Genomic DNA, 17,068 nt, shown 5'->3' on the forward strand with positions numbered 1-17,068 from the left:
TTTTTTTGGCGCTGGTAATTCGCGCCCGCGGGGGGGTCGTACCCCGCCCGGGCCGCCAGGGGGTGGGGGGGGGCCCCGGCGGGGGGGGGCGGGGGGGGCGGGGGCGGGGTAACGGGGGGGGGCGGCGGCGGTGCCACGGGCGGGGGAGGTGGGGGCGGCGTCAGCGGCGCAGGCGCGGCCTGCTCATTGGTGGGCGCCCACAGCTCGGCTTCGACCGAGGGCTGGTCGCTGTCGCGCGGGTTGCGCACCGTCCACAGCAGGGCGACGACCACCAGCAAGTGGGCCGCAGCCGCCACGGTCCAGGACTTGGTCCGCGACGGAGGTTTGGGAGGGGCAAGCTGATCGCGCTCTTGACGAGGAGACATGGACACTCTTCTTACTGGCTGCCACCAGCCACTTGCAGGGCGACACGTTTGACACCGGCCTTCTGCAAGGTCGACATGGCATCGATCACCTTCTGGTAGGCCAGGTCCTTGTCCGCCACGATGAGCATGGCGCTGTCCTCAGGCGGGTTGTCCGCTTGCCAGGCCTTGGCTCGGTCGGCCAGATCGCCCGCGGCCACGGCCTGCGTGACATTGCCGGTCTTGAGCTGGATTGAGCCGTCCTTGTCCAGCAGCACATGGGCGATGTTCTTGGTGGGGGGGCGCTCGCTCTTGCCTGCCTTGGGCAGGTTGATGGCGCCCGGCGTGAGCATGGGGGCGGTGACCATGAAGATGATCAGCAGCACCAGCATCACGTCGATGAAGGGCACCATGTTGATCTCGTTGACGGTGCGGCGGTTGCGTTTTCCGCGAGAGGCGACGGCCGGCATGGCTGTTTCCTTTGTATTTAGTGCGCAGCGTGCAGCGGCTGGGCACCCAGGTTGCGCTGCAAGATGTTGGAGAACTCTTCGATGAAGGTTTCTTGCTGGCTGGCGATGCGGTCAATGCCGCTGGAGAAGCGGTTGTAGGCGGTCACGGCGGGAATCGCCGCGAACAGGCCCATGGCGGTGGCCACCAGCGCTTCGGCAATGCCGGGCGCCACGGTGGCCAGGGTGATCTGCTCCATGCTGGCAAAGCCGGTGAAGGCATGCATCACGCCCCAGACCGTGCCGAAGAGACCGACATACGGGGAGACCGAGCCGATGGTGCCCAGCAGCGACAGGCCCGATTCGATCTCGTCCATCTCGCGCTGGAAGCTCGCGCGCATCGCGCGGCGGGTGCCGTCGAGCAGGGTGTCGGGGTTGGTGATGTGGCGCTCGCGCAGTTTCTGGTACTCGCGCATGCCGCTGGCAAAGATGCGTTCCATCGGGCCGCAGGCTTTGACGTTGTGCATCGCGTTCTGGTAGAGCTCGTTGAGGCTGGAGCCGGACCAGAAGTCGCTCTCGAAGCTCTCATTCTTGTTCTTGATGGCTTTGAGCATGCCGACCTTGCGCAGGATCGTGGCCCAGCAGGCGACCGAGGCGGCCACCAGGATCAGCATCACGAGTTGCACCACCCAGCTGGCGTGCAAGACCAGGCTGGCAATGGACATTTCTTGGGAATTCATGAGATGGTTTGGATCAGGGTTTGAGGAATTCTTGCCGGGCGCATGCTGAGGGCATCGACCCAGCCGATACGGATTGTGCCCTCACACAGCAGCTGAGGTGTATCTGTTGGTTGCTTCTGTTTTAAGAGCACGCGCTGCGCGATCTGCATCGAAGCGCGCCCCGCTTCTTGGAGCTCTGCCGTCACGATGAGTTCATCGTCCAGACGTGCAGGTTGTAAATATTTGATATGGGCTTCGCTGACCACAAACATGCCGCCCACCTGCTCGCGCAGGTGCTGCTGCTCCAGTCCCAGCGAGCGCAGCCATTCGGTGCGGCCCCGCTCCATGAACTTGAGGTAGTTCGCGTAGAACACGATGCCGCCGGCATCGGTGTCCTCCCAGTAAATGCGGATGGGAAACTCAAAGGCCATGGCTATCGCCTTTCAATGGGGCTTTATAGCGTGGCTGAAGGGTGGCGCTGCGCAGCACCCCTTGCAGAGGGGCTGGCAGTGGGCAAGGCGCAGCGGTCTGCATCATCAGGCCAGCAGCTTGCGCAGCCGGGCAATGGCCTCTTGCAGCTGCTCCATTGAGTTGGCGGTCGAAAAGCGCACAAAGCGGCCGGTGTCATGGCTGCCAAAGTCGCGCCCGGGCGTGATGGCCAGGTGGGCCCGCTCCATCACCGCATAGGCAAAGTCCCAGGAGCCTTCGACACCGAGCTTCTTGGCCGCCTGCGTGCAATCGGCCCAGGCGTAGAAAGCGCCATCGGGTGCGACCGGCACCGGCAGGCCCAGCGCTTCGAGCGCGGGGATGAAGTAATCGCGCCGGGCCTTGAACTCGGCGCGGCGGCGCTCGTACTCGGCCATGCTCTCGGGCGCAAAACAGGCCAGTGCCGCGTGTTGCGCAATCGTGCTGGCACAGATGAACAGGTTCTGCGCCACGCGCTCGATCACCGGCACCAGGGCCTCGGGCACCACGGCCCAGCCCAGGCGCCAGCCCGTCATGTTGAAGTACTTGCTGAAGCTGTTGATCGAGATGATGTTGTCATCAATCGCCAGCGCAGTCTGGCCAAAGGCCTCGTCATAGGACAGGCCCAGGTAGATTTCGTCGATGATGGTCAGGCCGTCGCGGGCCTTGACCACCTCGTGGATGCGGCGCAGCTCCTGCGGCGCAATCGAGCTGCCCGTGGGGTTGGAGGGCGAGGCCAGCAGCACGCCACGGGTCTTGTCGCTCCAGGCGGCCTGCACCTTGTCGGCGCTCAGCTGAAAGCGCTCCTCGGCCGTCGTGGGCAGCAGCACGGCCTGGCCTTCTGCGGCGCTGACAAAGTGGCGGTTGCAGGGGTAGCTGGGGTCGGGCATCAGGATCTCGTCGCCGGCGTCGATCAGCGACAGGCACACGAGCTGCAAGGCAGCCGATGCGCCGGCGGTGATGACGATGCGGCGCGCCGGCACATCGATGCCAAAGCGCTGCTTATACCAGTCAGACAGCGCCTGGCGCAGGGGCTCGATGCCCAGTGCCGGGGTGTACTGCGTGCGGCCTTCGCGGATGGCGCGGTCGGCGGCCTGCTGCACCAGCGGTGGTGCGGTGAAATCCGGCTCGCCGATGTTCAGGAAGATCATCGGCTCCGCGCTGCCCGCCACCTGGGCCGCCAGTGTCTGGGCGGCCTTGGCGACCTCCATCACATAAAACGGCTCAATGCGCTCGGCTCGGGTGGCGATTTTCATGGTCTTCAGCTTGGATCAGAGGACTCCCACAGCGTTGGCGGCATATGGGCAAGCACGGAGTGTGCTATCAAAAGTATAACTGGCAGCAGCTAAGCCCTTAGAAAAAACCGATGCCAGCGCGCAGGCATCGGTTGTCAGGGCGATCAGGCCGCGTTGTTGCGGTCAGCAGCCACTTCGACGGCACGCAAGCTCGGGGCCAGCGCGTTGAGCACGGCGTTCACATACTTGTAGCCGTCGGTGCCGCCAAATTCCTTGGCCAGCTCGATGCTCTCGTTGATGACCACGCGCCATGGGACATCCAGGCAGTGCTGGAACTCATAGACGCCAATCCACATGCAGGCATGCTCGATGGGCGAGATCTCTTCCATCTTGCGGTCCAGATGGGGCAGGATCTGCGCATTGAGCTGCTCGGCCGCTTCGATGCAGCCGTGCAGCAGGGCGTCGTAGTGGGCGGCATCGGCCTTGTGAAAGCCCGCCAGGTCGCGCGTGAACAGGTCGATCTCGGTGGCGCTGTTGCCGCTCAGGATGTACTGGTAGAGCGCCTGCAGTGCAAACTCGCGCGAGCGGCTGCGGGTGGACTTGGAGGCGGCCTTGCGCGCGCCGGTGGAGGTCAGACCCTTGCGGGCCTGGCGCGGAGGGCGCTGGCTGGAGGAGGAGTCGCTCTGGTCGTTTTCGTTCATAGTGTTTTCAGCAGATTGGCCATCTCGACAGCGACGATGGCGGCATCGCGCCCCTTGTCGATCTGGCGGGCGATGGCCTGGGCTTCGTTTTCAGTGGTGAGGATGGCGTTGGCCACGGGGATCTGGAAATCCAGGCCGATGCGGGTGACGCCAGCGCCCGATTCGTTGGCCACCAGTTCAAAGTGGTAGGTTTCGCCGCGGATGATGCAGCCCAGCGCAATCAGCGCGTCGAACTCTTCGGATTCAGCCATGGCCTGCAGTGCCACGGGCACTTCGAGTGCGCCGGGTACTTTGACATGGCGGATGTTCTCGGCTTGCACGCCCATGGCGGCCAGCTCCTGCAGGCAGGCCTGGGCCAGGCTGTCGGTGATGCTTTCGTTGAACCGGGCCTGCACAATGCCGATGGCGAGCGCGCTGCCGTCCAGGTTGATGGCACTGCCTTTTTCTGCTCCAAACATGCTGCTTATTCCTTGTTGATGTATCCGGTGATCTCAAGCCCGTAGCCGGCCATGCTGGGCAGGCGGCGGGGCGCGCCCAACAGGCGCATCTTCTGCACGCCGCAGTCGCGCAGGATCTGGGCGCCGATGCCGTAGGTGCGCAGGTCCATGCGGCCCCGCTCGGGCGCTTGCGCAGCGCGCGCCTTGCCGTCGAACTGGCGGATCAGCTGCGAGGCGCTTTCATTGCAGTTGAGCAGCACGGCCACGCCGCAGCTTTGCTGCTGCAAATAGGCCAGGCTCGCGTCCAAGGTCCAGCTGTGCATCGCGCGGCCGGTCTCGAGCAGGTCCATCACCGACAGCGGCTCATGCACGCGCACGGGCACATCGCTGTCCGTCTGCACGCTGCCCTTGACCAGGGCCATGTGCACCGCGTGGCTGGCATGGTCCTGGTAGAGGTGGGCGGTGAATTCGCCATGCGCCGTTTGCAGCGGGCGGCTGCTGATGCGCTCGACCAGCGATTCGTGGCGGCTGCGGTATTCGATCAGGTCGGCAATGGTGCCGATCTTGATGCCGTGCTCGGCGCAGAACAGCTGCAGATCGGGCAGGCGGGCCATGGTGCCATCGTCCTTCATCACTTCGCAGATGACGGAAGAGGGCGAGCAGCCCGCCAGGCGCGCCAGGTCGCAACCGGCTTCGGTATGGCCGGCACGCATCAGCACGCCGCCGTCCACCGCCTGCAGCGGGAAGATATGGCCGGGCTGCACCAGATCGCTGGCCTGGGCATTGGCGGCCACAGCGGCCTGCACGGTGCGGGCGCGGTCTGCGGCAGAGATGCCGGTGGTCACGCCTTCGGCCGCCTCGATGGAGACGGTGAACGCGGTGGACAGCGGAGCGCCATTGTTGGCGGTCATCTGGCGCAGCTGCAGGCGCTCGCAGCGCTCGCGGGTCAGGGTCAGGCAGATGAGGCCCCGGCCCCACTTGGCCATGAAGTTGATGGCTTCCGGGGTGACATGGTCGGAGGCCAGCACCAGGTCACCTTCGTTCTCGCGGTCGGCTTCATCGACCAGAACGACCATGCGGCCAGCGCGCATCTCGGCAACAATGTCCTCCACCGGAGAGATCGGCGCAGGGGTCAGGGGGCTGCTCATGGAATGCCTTTAAAGAACTTGTGTCGTGTCTGCGCGCAGATCTGCGGCGCGTGAGACAGTAAAAACCCCAATTTTAGACCAGCTGCTCCCCGGCTGGGCGGCTTTGGCGCTTCTGGGGACTGGCGCAGCGGGTCAATACTCGCCACGCATCAGCACCACATTGCCATCCGGATAGGCCACGCAGGGCAGGATGCAGCCCGCTTCCTTGTCCTCGGCGCTGAGCCCGGGCCATTCAATCTCGTAGTGCACACTGCCCGATTTCAGGCGGCCCACACAGGTGCGGCAGGTGCCATTGCGGCAGGAGCTGGGCCAGTCCACACCGCCTTCTTCCAGCGACTGCAGCAGCGGCGTGTCCGCCCAGGCATCGACCTGGATATCTTCGTTGTCGATCTGGGCGTTGTAGAGCTCGGGGGTGATGGGCATGGGGTAGGGATCCTGAAGGCCATATCAAAACCATAGCTGCCCAGCCAAGTGTGGTAAGCACTGCTGCCAGGTAGCAAAGATGAGGCCAGTTTTGCTGAAATTGCGGGCAATGTAACACGCGGCTAATAAAAACATGGGCTTAGCGGGTTAAATGGCCCGCGATGCGCAGTTATCCACATGGTTGTTCAGCCATTTTCGGGATAACCCTAGCGCAGCGCTGGCCGCTGCCCTGCATTGTCGCCCCCGCGTCTGTCGCCCAAGCGGCGCACAAAGCAAATGTGAACACGTACAGTGCGAATGCATCCGGGGCAGCAAGCCTCTTCCAACATTGGGCGGCACAAGCGCCCGCATGGTGTAAAGGTGCGAACGTATGGGTTTGGATTTCAGCGACAAGGTAGCGATTGTGACGGGGGCCGGCGGCGGGCTGGGGCGTGAACATGCGTTGGCGCTGGCCCGGCGCGGGGCCAAGGTGCTGGTCAATGACCCGGGCGGCGCGGTGGACGGGCAGGGTAACTCGTCAGCGGCCGAGAAGGTGGTGCGCGAGATCGAGGCACTGGGCGGCGTTGCCATGGCCAGCCATGCCTCGGTGACCAACTGGCCGGCGGTGCAGGCCATGGTGGCCCAGGTGGTCGAGCGCTGGGGCCAGGTCGATGTGCTGGTCAACAATGCCGGCACCTTGCGCGACAAGAGCTTTGCCAAGATGGAGATGGACGACTTCCGCGCCGTGCTGGAAGTGCATCTGATGGGCAGCGTGCATTGCTGCAAGGCCGTGTGGCCCTTCATGCAGGCAGCCCACTACGGCCGCATTCTGGTGACGACCTCGTCATCGGGCCTGTTTGGTAACTTTGGCCAGAGCAACTATGCCGCCGCCAAGATGGCACTGGTGGGCCTGATGCAGACCCTGGCGCTGGAGGGGGCCAAGTACAACATCCATGTGAATGCGCTCGCGCCCACGGCCGCCACGCGCATGACCGACGGCCTGCTGGCGCCCGAGATGCTGCGCGCACTGCGGCCCGAGCTGGTGAGCCCGGCCATGCTGGCGCTGGTGCATGAGAGCGCGCCCACACGGACCATCGTGTGTGCAGGCGCTGGCAGCTTCGAGGCCTCGCACATCACGATGACGCGCGGGCTGCACCTGAGCGCCGACAGCGTACCGGTCGACGAGATGGATGCCCACCTGGCCCAGCAATGGGCCGAGCTGACCGACCGCCAGGGCGATATCGTGCCGGACAACGGTTTTGTGCAGGGCGACCTGGAAATCCGCAAGGCCCAGCAAAAGCTGCACTGACCCGCGCTGGGTGTTGGGGCTGCTCCCCCGGTGCCCTGGTGCCGGGCTTTTTTGCAGTGCAGAAAACAACAGCGCGGGCGATCGCTACACGTTCTTACCAAGGCGTGCTGCGGCTATCGGGCTAAATCCCGAAGCCCGGTCAGGCTGAGCGTGCAATACTCTGCCAGTCGCCGGGCAACCTGCTATTGTGCAGCCCGGCTTAGACAAGAACAACGCAGATGAACCATATCCAAGAACGCATTGATGCCATCGGCACCCAGCGCCTGCTGGGCATTGGGCGAGGCATCGAGAAAGAAGGCTTGCGCGTGACCGACGAGGGGGCGCTGGCGCTCACGCCGCATCCGGCCGCTTTGGGCTCGGCGCTGACGCACAGCAGCATCACGACCGATTTCAGCGAGTCGCAGATCGAGATCATCACTGGCGTGCACCAGGGCGTGCAGGCCTGCCTCGATGAGCTCTCCGAGGTGCACCAGTACGTCTACCAGGTTCTTCAAGCCAATGACGAGCGGCTGTGGATCTCGAGCATGCCTTGCTCGCTGCCTTCGGACGAGACCATTCCGCTGGGGCGCTATGGCACCTCGCACATTGGCCGCTCCAAAAGCATCTACCGCATGGGCCTGGGCCACCGCTATGGCCGCCGCATGCAGACCATCTCGGGCATCCACTACAACTGGTCGATGCCAGGCGTGAGCAGCGAGGCCTATTTTGGTCTGATCCGCAATTTCCGCCGCGAAGCCTTTTTGCTGCTTTATCTCTTTGGCGCGTCGCCCGTGCTCTGTCCTTGCTTTGTGCAGGGCCGCCCGCACCAGCTGCAGCCGCTGGGCGATGGCCAGGGTGCCCTGCACCTGCCCCATGCAACCTCGCTGCGCATGGGGCGCCTGGGCTACCAAAGCGATGCCCAGGCCTCGATCAGCGTCAGCTACAACGACCTCAAGGGCTATGCCGATTCGCTCTATGGCGCCTTGACCCAGCCGTATCCAGCCTATGAAAAAGTGGGTGTGATCAACCCGGGCGGCGAGTACAACCAGCTGGGCACCAGCCTGCTGCAGATCGAAAACGAGTTCTATGGCACCATCCGCCCCAAGCGCACGGTGCAGCGCGGCGAGCGCCCGCTGCATGCGCTGCGCGAGCGCGGTGTCGAGTATGTCGAAGTGCGCTTGATGGACATCAATCCGTTTGACAGCATGGGCATCTCGGCCCCGACGATGCGCTTGCTCGATGTCTTCTTGCTGCACTGCCTGCTGAGCGACAGCCCGCCCGATTCGCCCGCTGAAATCGCCGAGATGAAGCACAACCAGCACATGGTGGCCGAGCGCGGCCGCGAGCCGGGCCTGAACTTGCAGCGCCAGGGCAAGGAAGTGCTGCTGACCGACTGGGCCCAAGAAGTGCTGCAAGCCTGCCAGCCCATTGCGGCGGCGCTGGACCAGGCCCATGGCACGCAGGACTACAGCCAGGCGCTCCAGCAATCCCAGCATCTGCTGGCCCACCCCGAGCAAACACCATCGGCCCAGGTGCTGGCGGCGGTCAGCGAGCAGTTTGGCACCTCGTTCAAGGCCTTTGGCGCCGCCCAGTCGCAATGGGCCCGCGAGCAGACCCTCGCCCGCCCCTGGAGCGATGCGCTGACGGCCAAGTACCAGCAGCGTGCGGCCGAGTCGATCAAGGCGCAAAAGGACATGGAAGCGGCGGACACGGTGCCGTTCGAAGAATGGCGCCAGTGCTATATGTCTCCCGAACACCTGGTCGTGTCTTGATAGACCTCATGCCCTAGAGCCCGCTGCTGCGGGCTTTTTTGTTGCTGGCACGCTGCAGCGGGCGGGGGCAGAATGCAAGCGTTTGCAAGAAGCTTTGCGCTTCTGTTTTGATAGCTGCCCGCGTTGGCTATCATTTGTCCGACATCTTTGGGTGTTGATTTCTCGTATTGTTCTGCCATGGCGCACTTCTCTTCCGACCGCAGCTGGCGCACGTTCAAGCGTGGCCTGCTCAACCACTATGTGCTCAACGGGCTGGAAGTGGCGCTGGGCCTCTTTCTGGTAACCACGCTGGTGCAGCTGATCTGGGGCACGCAGCATGCGGCGGCGGCCTCGGTCGGGGTCATCGTCACCATCGTGGTCGACAACCCGGCGCCGCGCCGGGGCAAGTTCTGGCGCATGCTGCCTGCGCCCTTGCTGGGGGCACCGCTGTTTTTCATGGTGCAGCTGATGCACCAGCACCTCGTGCTGCTGGGCCTGGTGGCCGTGCTGTCGACCTTTCTGGGCTTTTTGTGGATGGCCTGGGGCAAGCGCGGCGCGCCGATTGCCATTGCGGTGGTGCTGGCCATGGTGCTGGGCATGTCGGTGCCCAAACCGGCCGAGGGGCAGCTGCTGGCCGCAGCGGCCGAATCGACGATGTTCTTCAGCATTGGCGCGGGCATGTTCCTGGTGTATGCGGTGATCGCCAACACCTTGCTCAATTTTCGCTACCGCGTGCAGTTCATCGCCGATACCGTGCTGTCGCTCGCTGCCCTGATGCTGGAGCAGGCACGCATGGTGCTGCCCGAGGCGGCCCGCCATGTGGGGCTGGAAGGGGAATCGGTCGATGGCGAGGCCTATGGCGACAACCTGGCCGACCGCAATTTTGGCAAGTTCTCGCGTGGCGGCGCACCCCAGCAGCACATGGGCCAGCTGATGGCCCGGCACGCAGCCTTTGCCGACCAGCTGCAGGCGGCCCGCGACATTGTGCTGGAGAGCCCGCGCACGCCGCGCCGCCAGCGCCTGGCCGGCATGCTGATGCAGATGCTGGAGATCCGCGACCACCTGCTCGCCTGCGAGCTGGACCTGGAGCATTTGCGCAAGTCGCCCGAGCAGGCGCCGATGCTGCTGGCCCAGCAGGCCATGCTGCGCGCCCTGGCGATGGAGGTGGTGCACCTGGCCGACAGCCTGCTGCTGGGCCGCAAGCCCCGCGCGATGAGCAATCTTGACGCCTTGCTGCGCCCCATGCAGATGGCCAGCAAGCTGCCCGCGCAGCGGCTCGAAGAATCGCTGCCCGACCACTACGACACGGACGTCTCGCCCCAGGCGCTGTCACGCGAGCTGAGCGAGCGCATTGTGCGCATCCATGAAGAGGTCAACCGCTTGATCGGCCTGGGCCGCGACGAGGTCGAGCCCGATCTGGCCGTGGTACGCGCCAGCTGGCAGATGTTTGTCAGCCCGACTGCCTGGTCCTGGACGCCGTTCAAGGGCCTGATGAGCTGGGATGCGCCACCGCTGCGCCATGCGATCCGCGCGGCGCTGGCCATTGCGGTGGGCTACCTGGTGGTGCAGGTCCTGCCCTGGAATGCCCATGCCTACTGGGTGCTGCTGACGATTGTGGTGGTGCTGCGCGGCAGCCTGGCGCAGACCCTGGAGCGGCGCACGGTGCGGGTGCTGGGCACCTTGCTGGGCTGCGTGGCGGCGCTGGCGATTTTGTCGGCGCATCTGTCGCCGCTGGGCTTGATTCTGTGCCTGACCCTGGCCCAGGGCGTCTCGCACGGCTTTGCGCTGCGCCGCTACCTGTTCACCGCGATGGGCGCGACGGTGCTGGGCCTGGTGCAGGCGCATATGCTGCATGCCGGAGGCAGCACCACCTTCCATATGTTCGAGCGCGTGGTCGATACCTTGATCGGCACCGGCATTGCCTGGGCCTTTGCCTATGTGCTGCCGTCCTGGGAGCGCTCGCAGTTGCCGGCGCTGGTGCAGCGGGTGCTCAAGGCCCAGGCCGCGCATGCCAGCACCTCGCTCGCAGTGGACCAGTTGCAGGCGGTGGACAATGCGCCCGAGCTGGCCTGGCGCCTGGCCCGGCGCGAGGCCTATGACAGCCTGTCGGCGTTGGTGCAGGCCGTTGACCGCTCGCTCAAGGAGCCGCGTGCCGTGCAGCCGCCGCTGCAGGCGCTGGAGCTGTTCCAGGCCCATTGCTACCAGCTGCTGGGCCAGATGTCTTCGGTCAAGATCATGCTGATGATGCGCCGGGGCCAGACGCCGTCGCCGTTTGCGGTGCAGCAGCTCCAGGATACCGCTGCCACCATCGATGCCTGCCTGCTGCAGGCGCCGCCGTTGCCGGCTGCGGGCGATGCCGAGGCCCAGCGCCCCGCCAAGATGCCGGCGCCCGAGCGCGTGCCCGGCCCGGAAGACCGCGACCAACTCATTCCCTGGCTGATGCGGCGCCTGGCCACGGCGCGCATTCTGGCCGGCCAGCTGCAGCAGGATGCGGTGCAGATCCGCCAGCTGCTGGCGCGCGAGGAGACCTTGCCGCCTGTGCAGGCAGAACCGACTCAGGCGCAGTCCACATGAGCGTGAAAAAAGACGGAGGGCTTAGAGTCGCTAAGACGACCCAGCAAACCGAAGGTTTGCGGTTGAGACTAGGCGTCCCCGACTAGGCGCCGAGCCGCAGGCAGTACAGTAGTACGACAAGGCTCGGCAACGACGTATCAAGGGTTGTGTTAGCGACTCTTAGGACTGCAGCGCCTCCAGCGCGCATTCCTGCCAGTACATCGCCGCGGCAAAAAAACCTTCCCAGACGCAGCCATTGCAGCCCCGGCCGCAGCAGGTGGTGGGGGCTGCCGGGGGCTCGCGCAGGCTGATCTGCCGGGCGCTGGCGCTGGCCTGCAGCGCGGCAAAGCACTGGCGTGCCTCGCGCAGGCTGCCCAGCGGCTGGACGCTGAGGGCGGCAGGGGTCACTGCTCGGGCCGGGGGGGCACGGCCTTGCGGCGCAGGCCAAAGCGCAGCACAAAAGCCGCGCCCAATACCAGGGAAAACCAACCCACTGCCGGGGCCTTGGCGAAAACTCCCTGCACAATATCGCCCTGAGCGACATAGGGCGAGACGACGATCACCAGCCCTATCAAGACCAAGATGATGCCTTTGATGAGCAGGTCCTGATCGGATTTGCGCTGCGCATCCCACTGGCGTTGAGATAAAGAAGACATGGCAGCATTATCCGGCACAGCGCGCCTGCCTGCGCACCGCCTGCCTGCCATTCCCCCCGAAAGCAAGAGTATGAGTATCCAATGGTTCCCCGGGCATATGCACCTGACGCGCAAGCTGATTGCCGAGCGCATCAAAGACATCGATGTGGTCATCGAGGTGCTCGATGCACGCATGCCTGGATCGAGTGCCAACCCGGCGCTGACGGAGCTGACCGGCCACAAGCCCACGCTCAAGATCATCAACAAGCAGGACATGGCCGACGCCAGCCGCACGGCGCTGTGGGTGGCCTGGTATGAGGCCCAGCACGAAACCAAGGCCTTGCCGCTCGATGCCAGCGAGCCGGCCCCGGCCAAGCGCCTGGTGGAGGCCTGCCGCCAACTGGCCCCCGGGCGCGGTGGTCTGGCCAAGCCGATGCGCGTGCTGATCTGCGGCGTGCCCAATGTGGGCAAGTCCACCCTGATCAACAGCATGAGCGGCAAAGGCCAGGCCAAGGCGGGCGACGAGGCCGGTGTGACCAAGGACGAGCAGCGCATTGTGCTGGCCGATGACTTCTACCTCTGGGACACGCCCGGCATGCTCTGGCCCAAGATCATCGTGCCCGAGTCGGGCTACAACCTGGCGGCCTGCGGATCGGTGGGGCGCAATGCCTATGACGACGAACTGGTGGCGCTGGAGCTGCTACTGTACCTGCAAAAGCACTACCCGCGCCAGCTGGACGAGCGCTACAAGCTGGGGCTCGAAGATGCGGACATCGCTGCGCTGAGCGATGACGAGCTGCTGACCTTGATTGGCAAGAAGCGCGGCGCAGTCATGGGCGGCGGGCGCATCAACATGCAAAAGGCCGCTGAGCTGCTGATCACCGACTTTCGCACCCAGATGCTGGGCCGCATCACCGTGGAGACGCCGGCAGAGTTTGAGCAATGGCGGGCCGCTGGCGAGGCGGCCGAGGCCTTGCAGCAAGCCAAGAAGGCTGAACACGCCAAGCACCGCAAGGCCGGCCGCAAGCGCTACTGATCCGCATGCTGCGTCAGCGGCGGTTTCGGCCACCGTTGGCGCGTTGCTGCGTTTTATGCGCACAAAGCCGTGTAAAAGAGGCGGAAGCCAGCGGTTGCTGGTTAGTTTTATGCAACAGCCTGTATATGGGGCTTGCCAAATCAACAAATTGCCGCTATAGTCCAGCCTTCGTCTTCTTATCGCTGCAGCAACGAATGACCTTCTGCAGCGCACCATTGGGAGTTTTTGCTATGTCCTGTTTCATGTTCAACCCTCTCCACTGAACACGGTTTCTGCCCCGGCTAAACCATGTTCATATGGTTTAGCCTTGGCCCAGATCGCCGCCTGCACCACTGCAGCCGGGATCGACAAAAGCCCTGGCTACTTCGCCGGGGCTTTTTGTTTTGGGGTTTTGCTGCGCCAGCCACCACGCCATCGGCGCGCCAGGCCCCTGAGGAACCGCACAGATGAGTGCAAAAACTGTTTCCCGTGCCTTTGAAGAGGGCCGGGTCAAGGCTTTGCGCCGCATGAAGCAGCCGATCGCGCTGCTGATCGTGGCCGATGCCACTCCTTTCAATCCTGTTGCCAAGGCCATGGCCCAGCGGCGTCTGTCCGGCGCTGCGGGCAAGCACATCCGCAGCCAGGGCGCCCAGCGCCGTGCCGACCGGATGGCCTTGCAGCAGATGACCCGCAAAGCCGACCATGGGGATTGAGCGGCTGCGCAGGATGAAGAGACAGCACAACATGAAAGAAATGAAAACCTCCCCGGAGCTATTGCTTCGCGTACAGATGCATGAGCGTCAGCAAAACCTGCAGGCCATTGCGGCCCAGCTGAAAACCGAATTGATCGGTATTGATGACGTGATTGACCGTGTGATGGGCGCCGTGCGCGCTTGGTACGTGATGCCCCAGCTCATTACCCGCCCTGTGATTGTGTGCCTGTGGGGATTGACAGGCACGGGCAAGACCCAGCTGACGCGCCGCCTGGCGCAGCTGCTGGGTTTTTATGATCGCTTTGTCGAAGTCCAGATGGACGGCTTCAGCCAAAACGGTGACAGCTATGGCGCATCGACCATCTCCGGCACGCTCGAGAGTGCGGGGCTGGTGGAAGGCGCGCCCGGCATCCTGGTGCTCGATGAGTTCCAGCGTTACCGCACCGTGAGCAGCCGTGGCGATGACAGCAAGGTCGAGCGCTACCAGGATGTCTGGGCCTTGTTGTCGGATGGCAAGCTGCCGCCTGCCTTGTCGGAACTGCACAGCATAGAGCGCAAGCTGGCGGACGCGCTCTATGACGCCGAGCGAGCCGAAGAGGACGACGCGCAGGAGCGGCGCAAAAAGCAGCAGATGCGCTACAAGATCGATGCCTGGGACGCACAGGCACTCAAGCGCAGCCTGAAGCTCGATGCGCCGTTGCTGGACATCATGCAGTGGAGCAATGACTACATTCACCAGCTGCTGGTCCAGTTTCGCAGCTCCCAGCAATCCTGGGAGACCGATTACAGCCGGCTGCTGGTCTTTGTCTGTGGCAATCTCGACGAGATGTACACGGAGACGGCCAGCCGCGTCGAAGACTGCGACACCGATGCCGACATTTTCCACCGGCTCACCAGCCGCCTGTCGCTGATCGATGTCAAGCGCGCCTTGGCCGAGCGCTTCAAGCCCGAGCAGATTGCCCGGCTGGGCAACCAGCATGTGATCTACCCGTCGTTCAGCCGCTCGGCCTACGAGCAGCTGATTGCGACGACGGTGCAGCACTATGTGCAGGGGCTGGAAGCGAACTGCGGGCTGCGCTTTGTCATCGGCAGCGATGTGCTGGCGCAGATTTACCAGAACGCGGTGTTCCCGACCCAGGGCACGCGGCCGCTGTTCTCGTCGGTGCACACGATCTTGTCGAGTGCGCTGGTCGATGCAGCGCTGTGGGCGCTGGAGCAGGGCGCACAGGCCGGCCAGCCATTGCAGGTGCAGATGGCCGCTGGCGCTGCGCGGCTGCAGGTGCAACTGGCGCTGCCGGATGCGCCAGAGGTGCTGCAGCAGTGCTTTGCGGTGCCGTTGGATCTGAACAAGGTCAAGCAGCGCACCAGCGCGGATTTCCGCGCGCTGCTGGCGGTGCATGAGGCCGGGCACGGCCTGGTCTATGCGCTGTTGTTTGGCCGCACGCCGCAGGAGCTGAAGATCAATATCGCGACCTTCGAAGGCGGCTACAACAGCTTTACCGAGCTGCAGGCGACATCGCGGCGCAATATGCTGGACATGGTCTGCGTGGGCCTGGCCGGCCGCGCGGCCGAGCGCCATGTGTTTGGCCAGGAAGCCTGTACCACCGGGGCCGAGCAGGATATCCGGCAGGCCACGGCGGATGCGGCGCGCTACCTGCGCCACCTGGGTTTTGGTGCGCGCCTGTCGCGCACCGATGTGGCCCAGGAGCCTGGCGACAACACCAATACCGAAGTGGCACCCAGCAATGCCGGTATGGAAGCCTTGCTGCAAGCGCAGATGCTGCGTGCGCAGGATCTGCTGGTGCAGCACAACGCCTTGCTGATGGCGATGACCGCCTTGTTGTTGCGGGAGGGCCTGATCAGCCCCGCCGCGATGGCCCAGCTGTGCGCCGAGCATGGCCAGGCGGTGCAGGCCAGTGCGGCGCAGATCCCGGATGCGGCCGAACAAAAATGGGTGCTGGAGCCCTATGCCGACATGCTGGCCAAGCACGACCAGCGCCCGCGCATGGTCTGAGTGCCCGAGCTGTTCAGCTATTTTTTTACGCCGCCTGTTGCACCCAACAGGCGGCGTTTTTTATGGGCGCTTTTATGGGTGCTTTTATGGGCGCTTATGGGCGCTTATGGGGCCTTGGCGGGCGTGCTCGCAGGCACTGCGCTGCTGGCAGCGGCTGCAGCCTCTGCACCCTTGCCGGTCAGCTGCCGCACCGTAAAGCCCTGCTTTTGCAGCAATTGCAGCAGGTTGTTGTCGCCCACCATGTGCAGCAGGCCCACGGCGATGAAGAGCTGGGGCTGGGCCGCCATCATGGCCGGCAGCCGCTCGGCCATGCGCTGGTTGCGGGTGTCGAGCAGAGCCGCCTGCATGCCCACATCGCCCAGGCATTGGCAGTCCTGCATCAGCTGCTTCAGGGCGGCCAGGTCACCGCTTTCCCAGTAGGTCGCCAGCTGCCGGGCGACCTGGCGGTTCTTGCCGCTGTCGATGTCATCGAGCGCCTTGCGGATGTCATCGGGCGTGGCCAGCTGCGCGGGCACACCATCGCCGCCCAGGCCCATGGCCAGCAGCTGCTCCTGCGCCGTCTCGATGGCCTGCACCGGCTTGCCCACCGCATGGGCCATGGCCGCCAGGTTCAGGTCGATGCCATAGGCCGGGTGGTAGCCGCTGCGTGCCATGTCCTGCATGCCCAGCGCGATCAGGCGGGCCAGGGTGGCGGCATTGGTTTGCCAGCTGCTCTGGTCCACGCAGGATTCGAAGGCCATGCGGCCCATGCGTGTCTGCAGCTCGGGGTTTTGGCGCATGACCAGCTTTTGCCGGTCATTGTCTTCGCGCATCGCCTGGGTCAGGGCCTGCAGGGTGGCGGGGTCGACCGGGTCCAGCTCCAGCGCAATGGCCGGCGCAGCGCGCAGCGCTTGTGCGGTGCGCGGGCCGGGAAAGATCCAGGGCAGCTGGCCCACATGGATGCTGCCCCAGAGATAGGCAACCGTATCGCCTTTGCGCAGTTGCCACAGCACGCCCCGGTCCGGGTGCGGCTTGCGCGATTCCGCCTGGTAGACCGCAGGATCTTTGACGGGTGGCGCTGGGCACGAGGGGTTGTCCGCTGGTGCCAGCTGTGGTGCTGGCGCGGCTGCTGGCGTGCGTGCCTGGGCCGCATGGCCGCCGGCGAGCAAGGCCAGGCCCAGCAGCAGGTGCGGCATGCGGCGCAGGGCACACGCCAGTGGATGAGG

Annotated in this window: 17 protein-coding genes; 6 read left to right on the forward strand and 11 right to left on the reverse strand. The window is 64.7% G+C overall.

What is annotated here, in order from left to right:
* Positions 1 to 376: 376 nt before the first annotated feature.
* From WH303_RS13550 to WH303_RS13585, 8 genes are all read right to left on the reverse strand, one after another.
* Positions 377 to 811 (reverse strand): ExbD/TolR family protein, encoded by a 435-nt coding sequence (locus tag WH303_RS13550; protein WP_021027304.1) that lies wholly within the window; start codon positions 809 to 811, stop codon positions 377 to 379.
* A 17-nt stretch (positions 812 to 828) separates the two neighbouring features.
* Entirely contained in the window at positions 829 to 1,527 is a 699-nt protein-coding gene (gene tolQ / locus WH303_RS13555) for a protein TolQ (RefSeq protein WP_021027305.1), read from the reverse strand.
* Positions 1,524 to 1,937, reverse strand: a complete 414-nt coding sequence (gene ybgC / locus WH303_RS13560) for a tol-pal system-associated acyl-CoA thioesterase (protein ID WP_339519115.1) — start codon at positions 1,935 to 1,937, stop codon at positions 1,524 to 1,526. The genes tolQ and ybgC overlap by 4 nt, the downstream gene beginning before the upstream one ends.
* Positions 1,938 to 2,042: 105 nt before the next feature.
* On the reverse strand, positions 2,043 to 3,227 hold the full coding sequence (locus tag WH303_RS13565; RefSeq protein WP_339519117.1) for a pyridoxal phosphate-dependent aminotransferase: 1,185 nt from the start codon (positions 3,225 to 3,227) through the stop codon (positions 2,043 to 2,045).
* A gap of 143 nt (positions 3,228 to 3,370) precedes the next feature.
* Complete coding sequence (gene nusB / locus WH303_RS13570; protein WP_021027308.1) at positions 3,371 to 3,907, reverse strand: transcription antitermination factor NusB; 537 nt, start codon at positions 3,905 to 3,907, stop codon at positions 3,371 to 3,373.
* On the reverse strand, positions 3,904 to 4,365 hold the full coding sequence (gene ribH / locus WH303_RS13575) for a 6,7-dimethyl-8-ribityllumazine synthase (RefSeq protein ID WP_021027309.1): 462 nt from the start codon (positions 4,363 to 4,365) through the stop codon (positions 3,904 to 3,906). Before ribH ends, nusB begins: the two co-directional genes overlap by 4 nt.
* A 5-nt stretch (positions 4,366 to 4,370) precedes the next feature.
* Positions 4,371 to 5,492 carry a bifunctional 3,4-dihydroxy-2-butanone-4-phosphate synthase/GTP cyclohydrolase II gene (gene ribBA / locus WH303_RS13580; RefSeq protein ID WP_339519120.1) on the reverse strand — a complete coding sequence of 374 codons (1,122 nt, stop codon included), beginning with the start codon at positions 5,490 to 5,492 and terminating at the stop codon, positions 4,371 to 4,373.
* Positions 5,493 to 5,624: 132 nt separating this feature from the next.
* Positions 5,625 to 5,915: a 2Fe-2S iron-sulfur cluster-binding protein gene (locus WH303_RS13585; protein WP_116924442.1), complete on the reverse strand. Its 291-nt coding sequence runs from the start codon at positions 5,913 to 5,915 to the stop codon at positions 5,625 to 5,627.
* 370 nt (positions 5,916 to 6,285) lie between these two features.
* Here WH303_RS13585 and WH303_RS13590 point away from each other — a divergent pair, with 370 nt between their 5' ends.
* The 3 genes from WH303_RS13590 to WH303_RS13600 all read left to right on the forward strand — a co-directional run bounded on the left by WH303_RS13590 (position 6,286) and on the right by WH303_RS13600 (position 11,507).
* The gene (locus WH303_RS13590) at positions 6,286 to 7,203 is read left to right on the forward strand and encodes an SDR family NAD(P)-dependent oxidoreductase (protein ID WP_339519121.1); all 918 of its coding nucleotides are present in this window, start codon (positions 6,286 to 6,288) and stop codon (positions 7,201 to 7,203) included.
* Between the two features lie 218 nt (positions 7,204 to 7,421).
* Positions 7,422 to 8,954, forward strand: a complete 1,533-nt coding sequence (gene gshA, locus WH303_RS13595; RefSeq protein ID WP_339519123.1) for a glutamate--cysteine ligase — start codon at positions 7,422 to 7,424, stop codon at positions 8,952 to 8,954.
* 177 nt (positions 8,955 to 9,131) lie between these two features.
* Positions 9,132 to 11,507 carry an FUSC family protein gene (locus WH303_RS13600; RefSeq protein ID WP_339519124.1) on the forward strand — a complete coding sequence of 792 codons (2,376 nt, stop codon included), beginning with the start codon at positions 9,132 to 9,134 and terminating at the stop codon, positions 11,505 to 11,507.
* 159 nt (positions 11,508 to 11,666) lie between these two features.
* Here WH303_RS13600 and WH303_RS13605 read toward each other — a convergent pair whose 3' ends face one another.
* Complete coding sequence (locus tag WH303_RS13605) at positions 11,667 to 11,894, reverse strand: oxidoreductase-like domain-containing protein (protein ID WP_339519126.1); 228 nt, start codon at positions 11,892 to 11,894, stop codon at positions 11,667 to 11,669.
* The gene (locus WH303_RS13610; RefSeq protein WP_021027316.1) at positions 11,891 to 12,142 is read right to left on the reverse strand and encodes a hypothetical protein; all 252 of its coding nucleotides are present in this window, start codon (positions 12,140 to 12,142) and stop codon (positions 11,891 to 11,893) included. The genes WH303_RS13605 and WH303_RS13610 overlap by 4 nt, the downstream gene beginning before the upstream one ends.
* A gap of 70 nt (positions 12,143 to 12,212) precedes the next feature.
* On the opposite strand from WH303_RS13610, the gene ylqF reads away from it, so the two are divergent.
* The 3 genes from ylqF to WH303_RS13625 all read left to right on the forward strand — a co-directional run bounded on the left by ylqF (position 12,213) and on the right by WH303_RS13625 (position 15,863).
* Positions 12,213 to 13,157 (forward strand): ribosome biogenesis GTPase YlqF, encoded by a 945-nt coding sequence (ylqF, locus tag WH303_RS13615; RefSeq protein WP_116924437.1) that lies wholly within the window; start codon positions 12,213 to 12,215, stop codon positions 13,155 to 13,157.
* A gap of 446 nt (positions 13,158 to 13,603) precedes the next feature.
* Complete coding sequence (locus WH303_RS13620; RefSeq protein ID WP_021027318.1) at positions 13,604 to 13,849, forward strand: hypothetical protein; 246 nt, start codon at positions 13,604 to 13,606, stop codon at positions 13,847 to 13,849.
* 40 nt (positions 13,850 to 13,889) lie between these two features.
* Positions 13,890 to 15,863: an ATP-binding protein gene (locus WH303_RS13625; protein ID WP_339519129.1), complete on the forward strand. Its 1,974-nt coding sequence runs from the start codon at positions 13,890 to 13,892 to the stop codon at positions 15,861 to 15,863.
* Positions 15,864 to 15,967: 104 nt separating this feature from the next.
* On the opposite strand, the gene WH303_RS13630 is transcribed toward WH303_RS13625, so the two are convergent.
* Positions 15,968 to 17,038, reverse strand: coding sequence for a TraB/GumN family protein (locus tag WH303_RS13630; protein ID WP_339519131.1), 1,071 nt, complete (start codon positions 17,036 to 17,038; stop codon positions 15,968 to 15,970).
* Positions 17,039 to 17,068: the final 30 nt, after the last annotated feature.

It is taken from the genome of Comamonas sp. MYb69 (assembly GCF_037479315.1).
Classification (GTDB): domain Bacteria; phylum Pseudomonadota; class Gammaproteobacteria; order Burkholderiales; family Burkholderiaceae_C; genus Comamonas.

Bases quoted from the DNA above. Each gene is read 5' to 3' on its own strand.
- WH303_RS13590 (WP_339519121.1), top strand. From the start codon at position 6,286: ATGGGTTTGGATTTCAGCGACAAGGTAGCGATTGTGACGGGGGCCGGC.
- WH303_RS13610 (WP_021027316.1), bottom strand. From the start codon at position 12,142: ATGTCTTCTTTATCTCAACGCCAGTGGGATGCGCAGCGCAAATCCGAT.
- ribBA (WP_339519120.1), bottom strand. From the start codon at position 5,492: ATGAGCAGCCCCCTGACCCCTGCGCCGATCTCTCCGGTGGAGGACATT.
- ybgC (WP_339519115.1), bottom strand. From the start codon at position 1,937: ATGGCCTTTGAGTTTCCCATCCGCATTTACTGGGAGGACACCGATGCC.
- WH303_RS13585 (WP_116924442.1), bottom strand. From the start codon at position 5,915: ATGCCCATCACCCCCGAGCTCTACAACGCCCAGATCGACAACGAAGAT.
- ribH (WP_021027309.1), bottom strand. From the start codon at position 4,365: ATGTTTGGAGCAGAAAAAGGCAGTGCCATCAACCTGGACGGCAGCGCG.
- WH303_RS13625 (WP_339519129.1), top strand. From the start codon at position 13,890: ATGAAAACCTCCCCGGAGCTATTGCTTCGCGTACAGATGCATGAGCGT.
- WH303_RS13630 (WP_339519131.1), bottom strand. From the start codon at position 17,038: ATGCCGCACCTGCTGCTGGGCCTGGCCTTGCTCGCCGGCGGCCATGCG.
- tolQ (WP_021027305.1), bottom strand. From the start codon at position 1,527: ATGAATTCCCAAGAAATGTCCATTGCCAGCCTGGTCTTGCACGCCAGC.
- ylqF (WP_116924437.1), top strand. From the start codon at position 12,213: ATGAGTATCCAATGGTTCCCCGGGCATATGCACCTGACGCGCAAGCTG.
- nusB (WP_021027308.1), bottom strand. From the start codon at position 3,907: ATGAACGAAAACGACCAGAGCGACTCCTCCTCCAGCCAGCGCCCTCCG.
- WH303_RS13550 (WP_021027304.1), bottom strand. From the start codon at position 811: ATGCCGGCCGTCGCCTCTCGCGGAAAACGCAACCGCCGCACCGTCAAC.
- gshA (WP_339519123.1), top strand. From the start codon at position 7,422: ATGAACCATATCCAAGAACGCATTGATGCCATCGGCACCCAGCGCCTG.
- WH303_RS13565 (WP_339519117.1), bottom strand. From the start codon at position 3,227: ATGAAAATCGCCACCCGAGCCGAGCGCATTGAGCCGTTTTATGTGATG.
- WH303_RS13620 (WP_021027318.1), top strand. From the start codon at position 13,604: ATGAGTGCAAAAACTGTTTCCCGTGCCTTTGAAGAGGGCCGGGTCAAG.
- WH303_RS13600 (WP_339519124.1), top strand. From the start codon at position 9,132: ATGGCGCACTTCTCTTCCGACCGCAGCTGGCGCACGTTCAAGCGTGGC.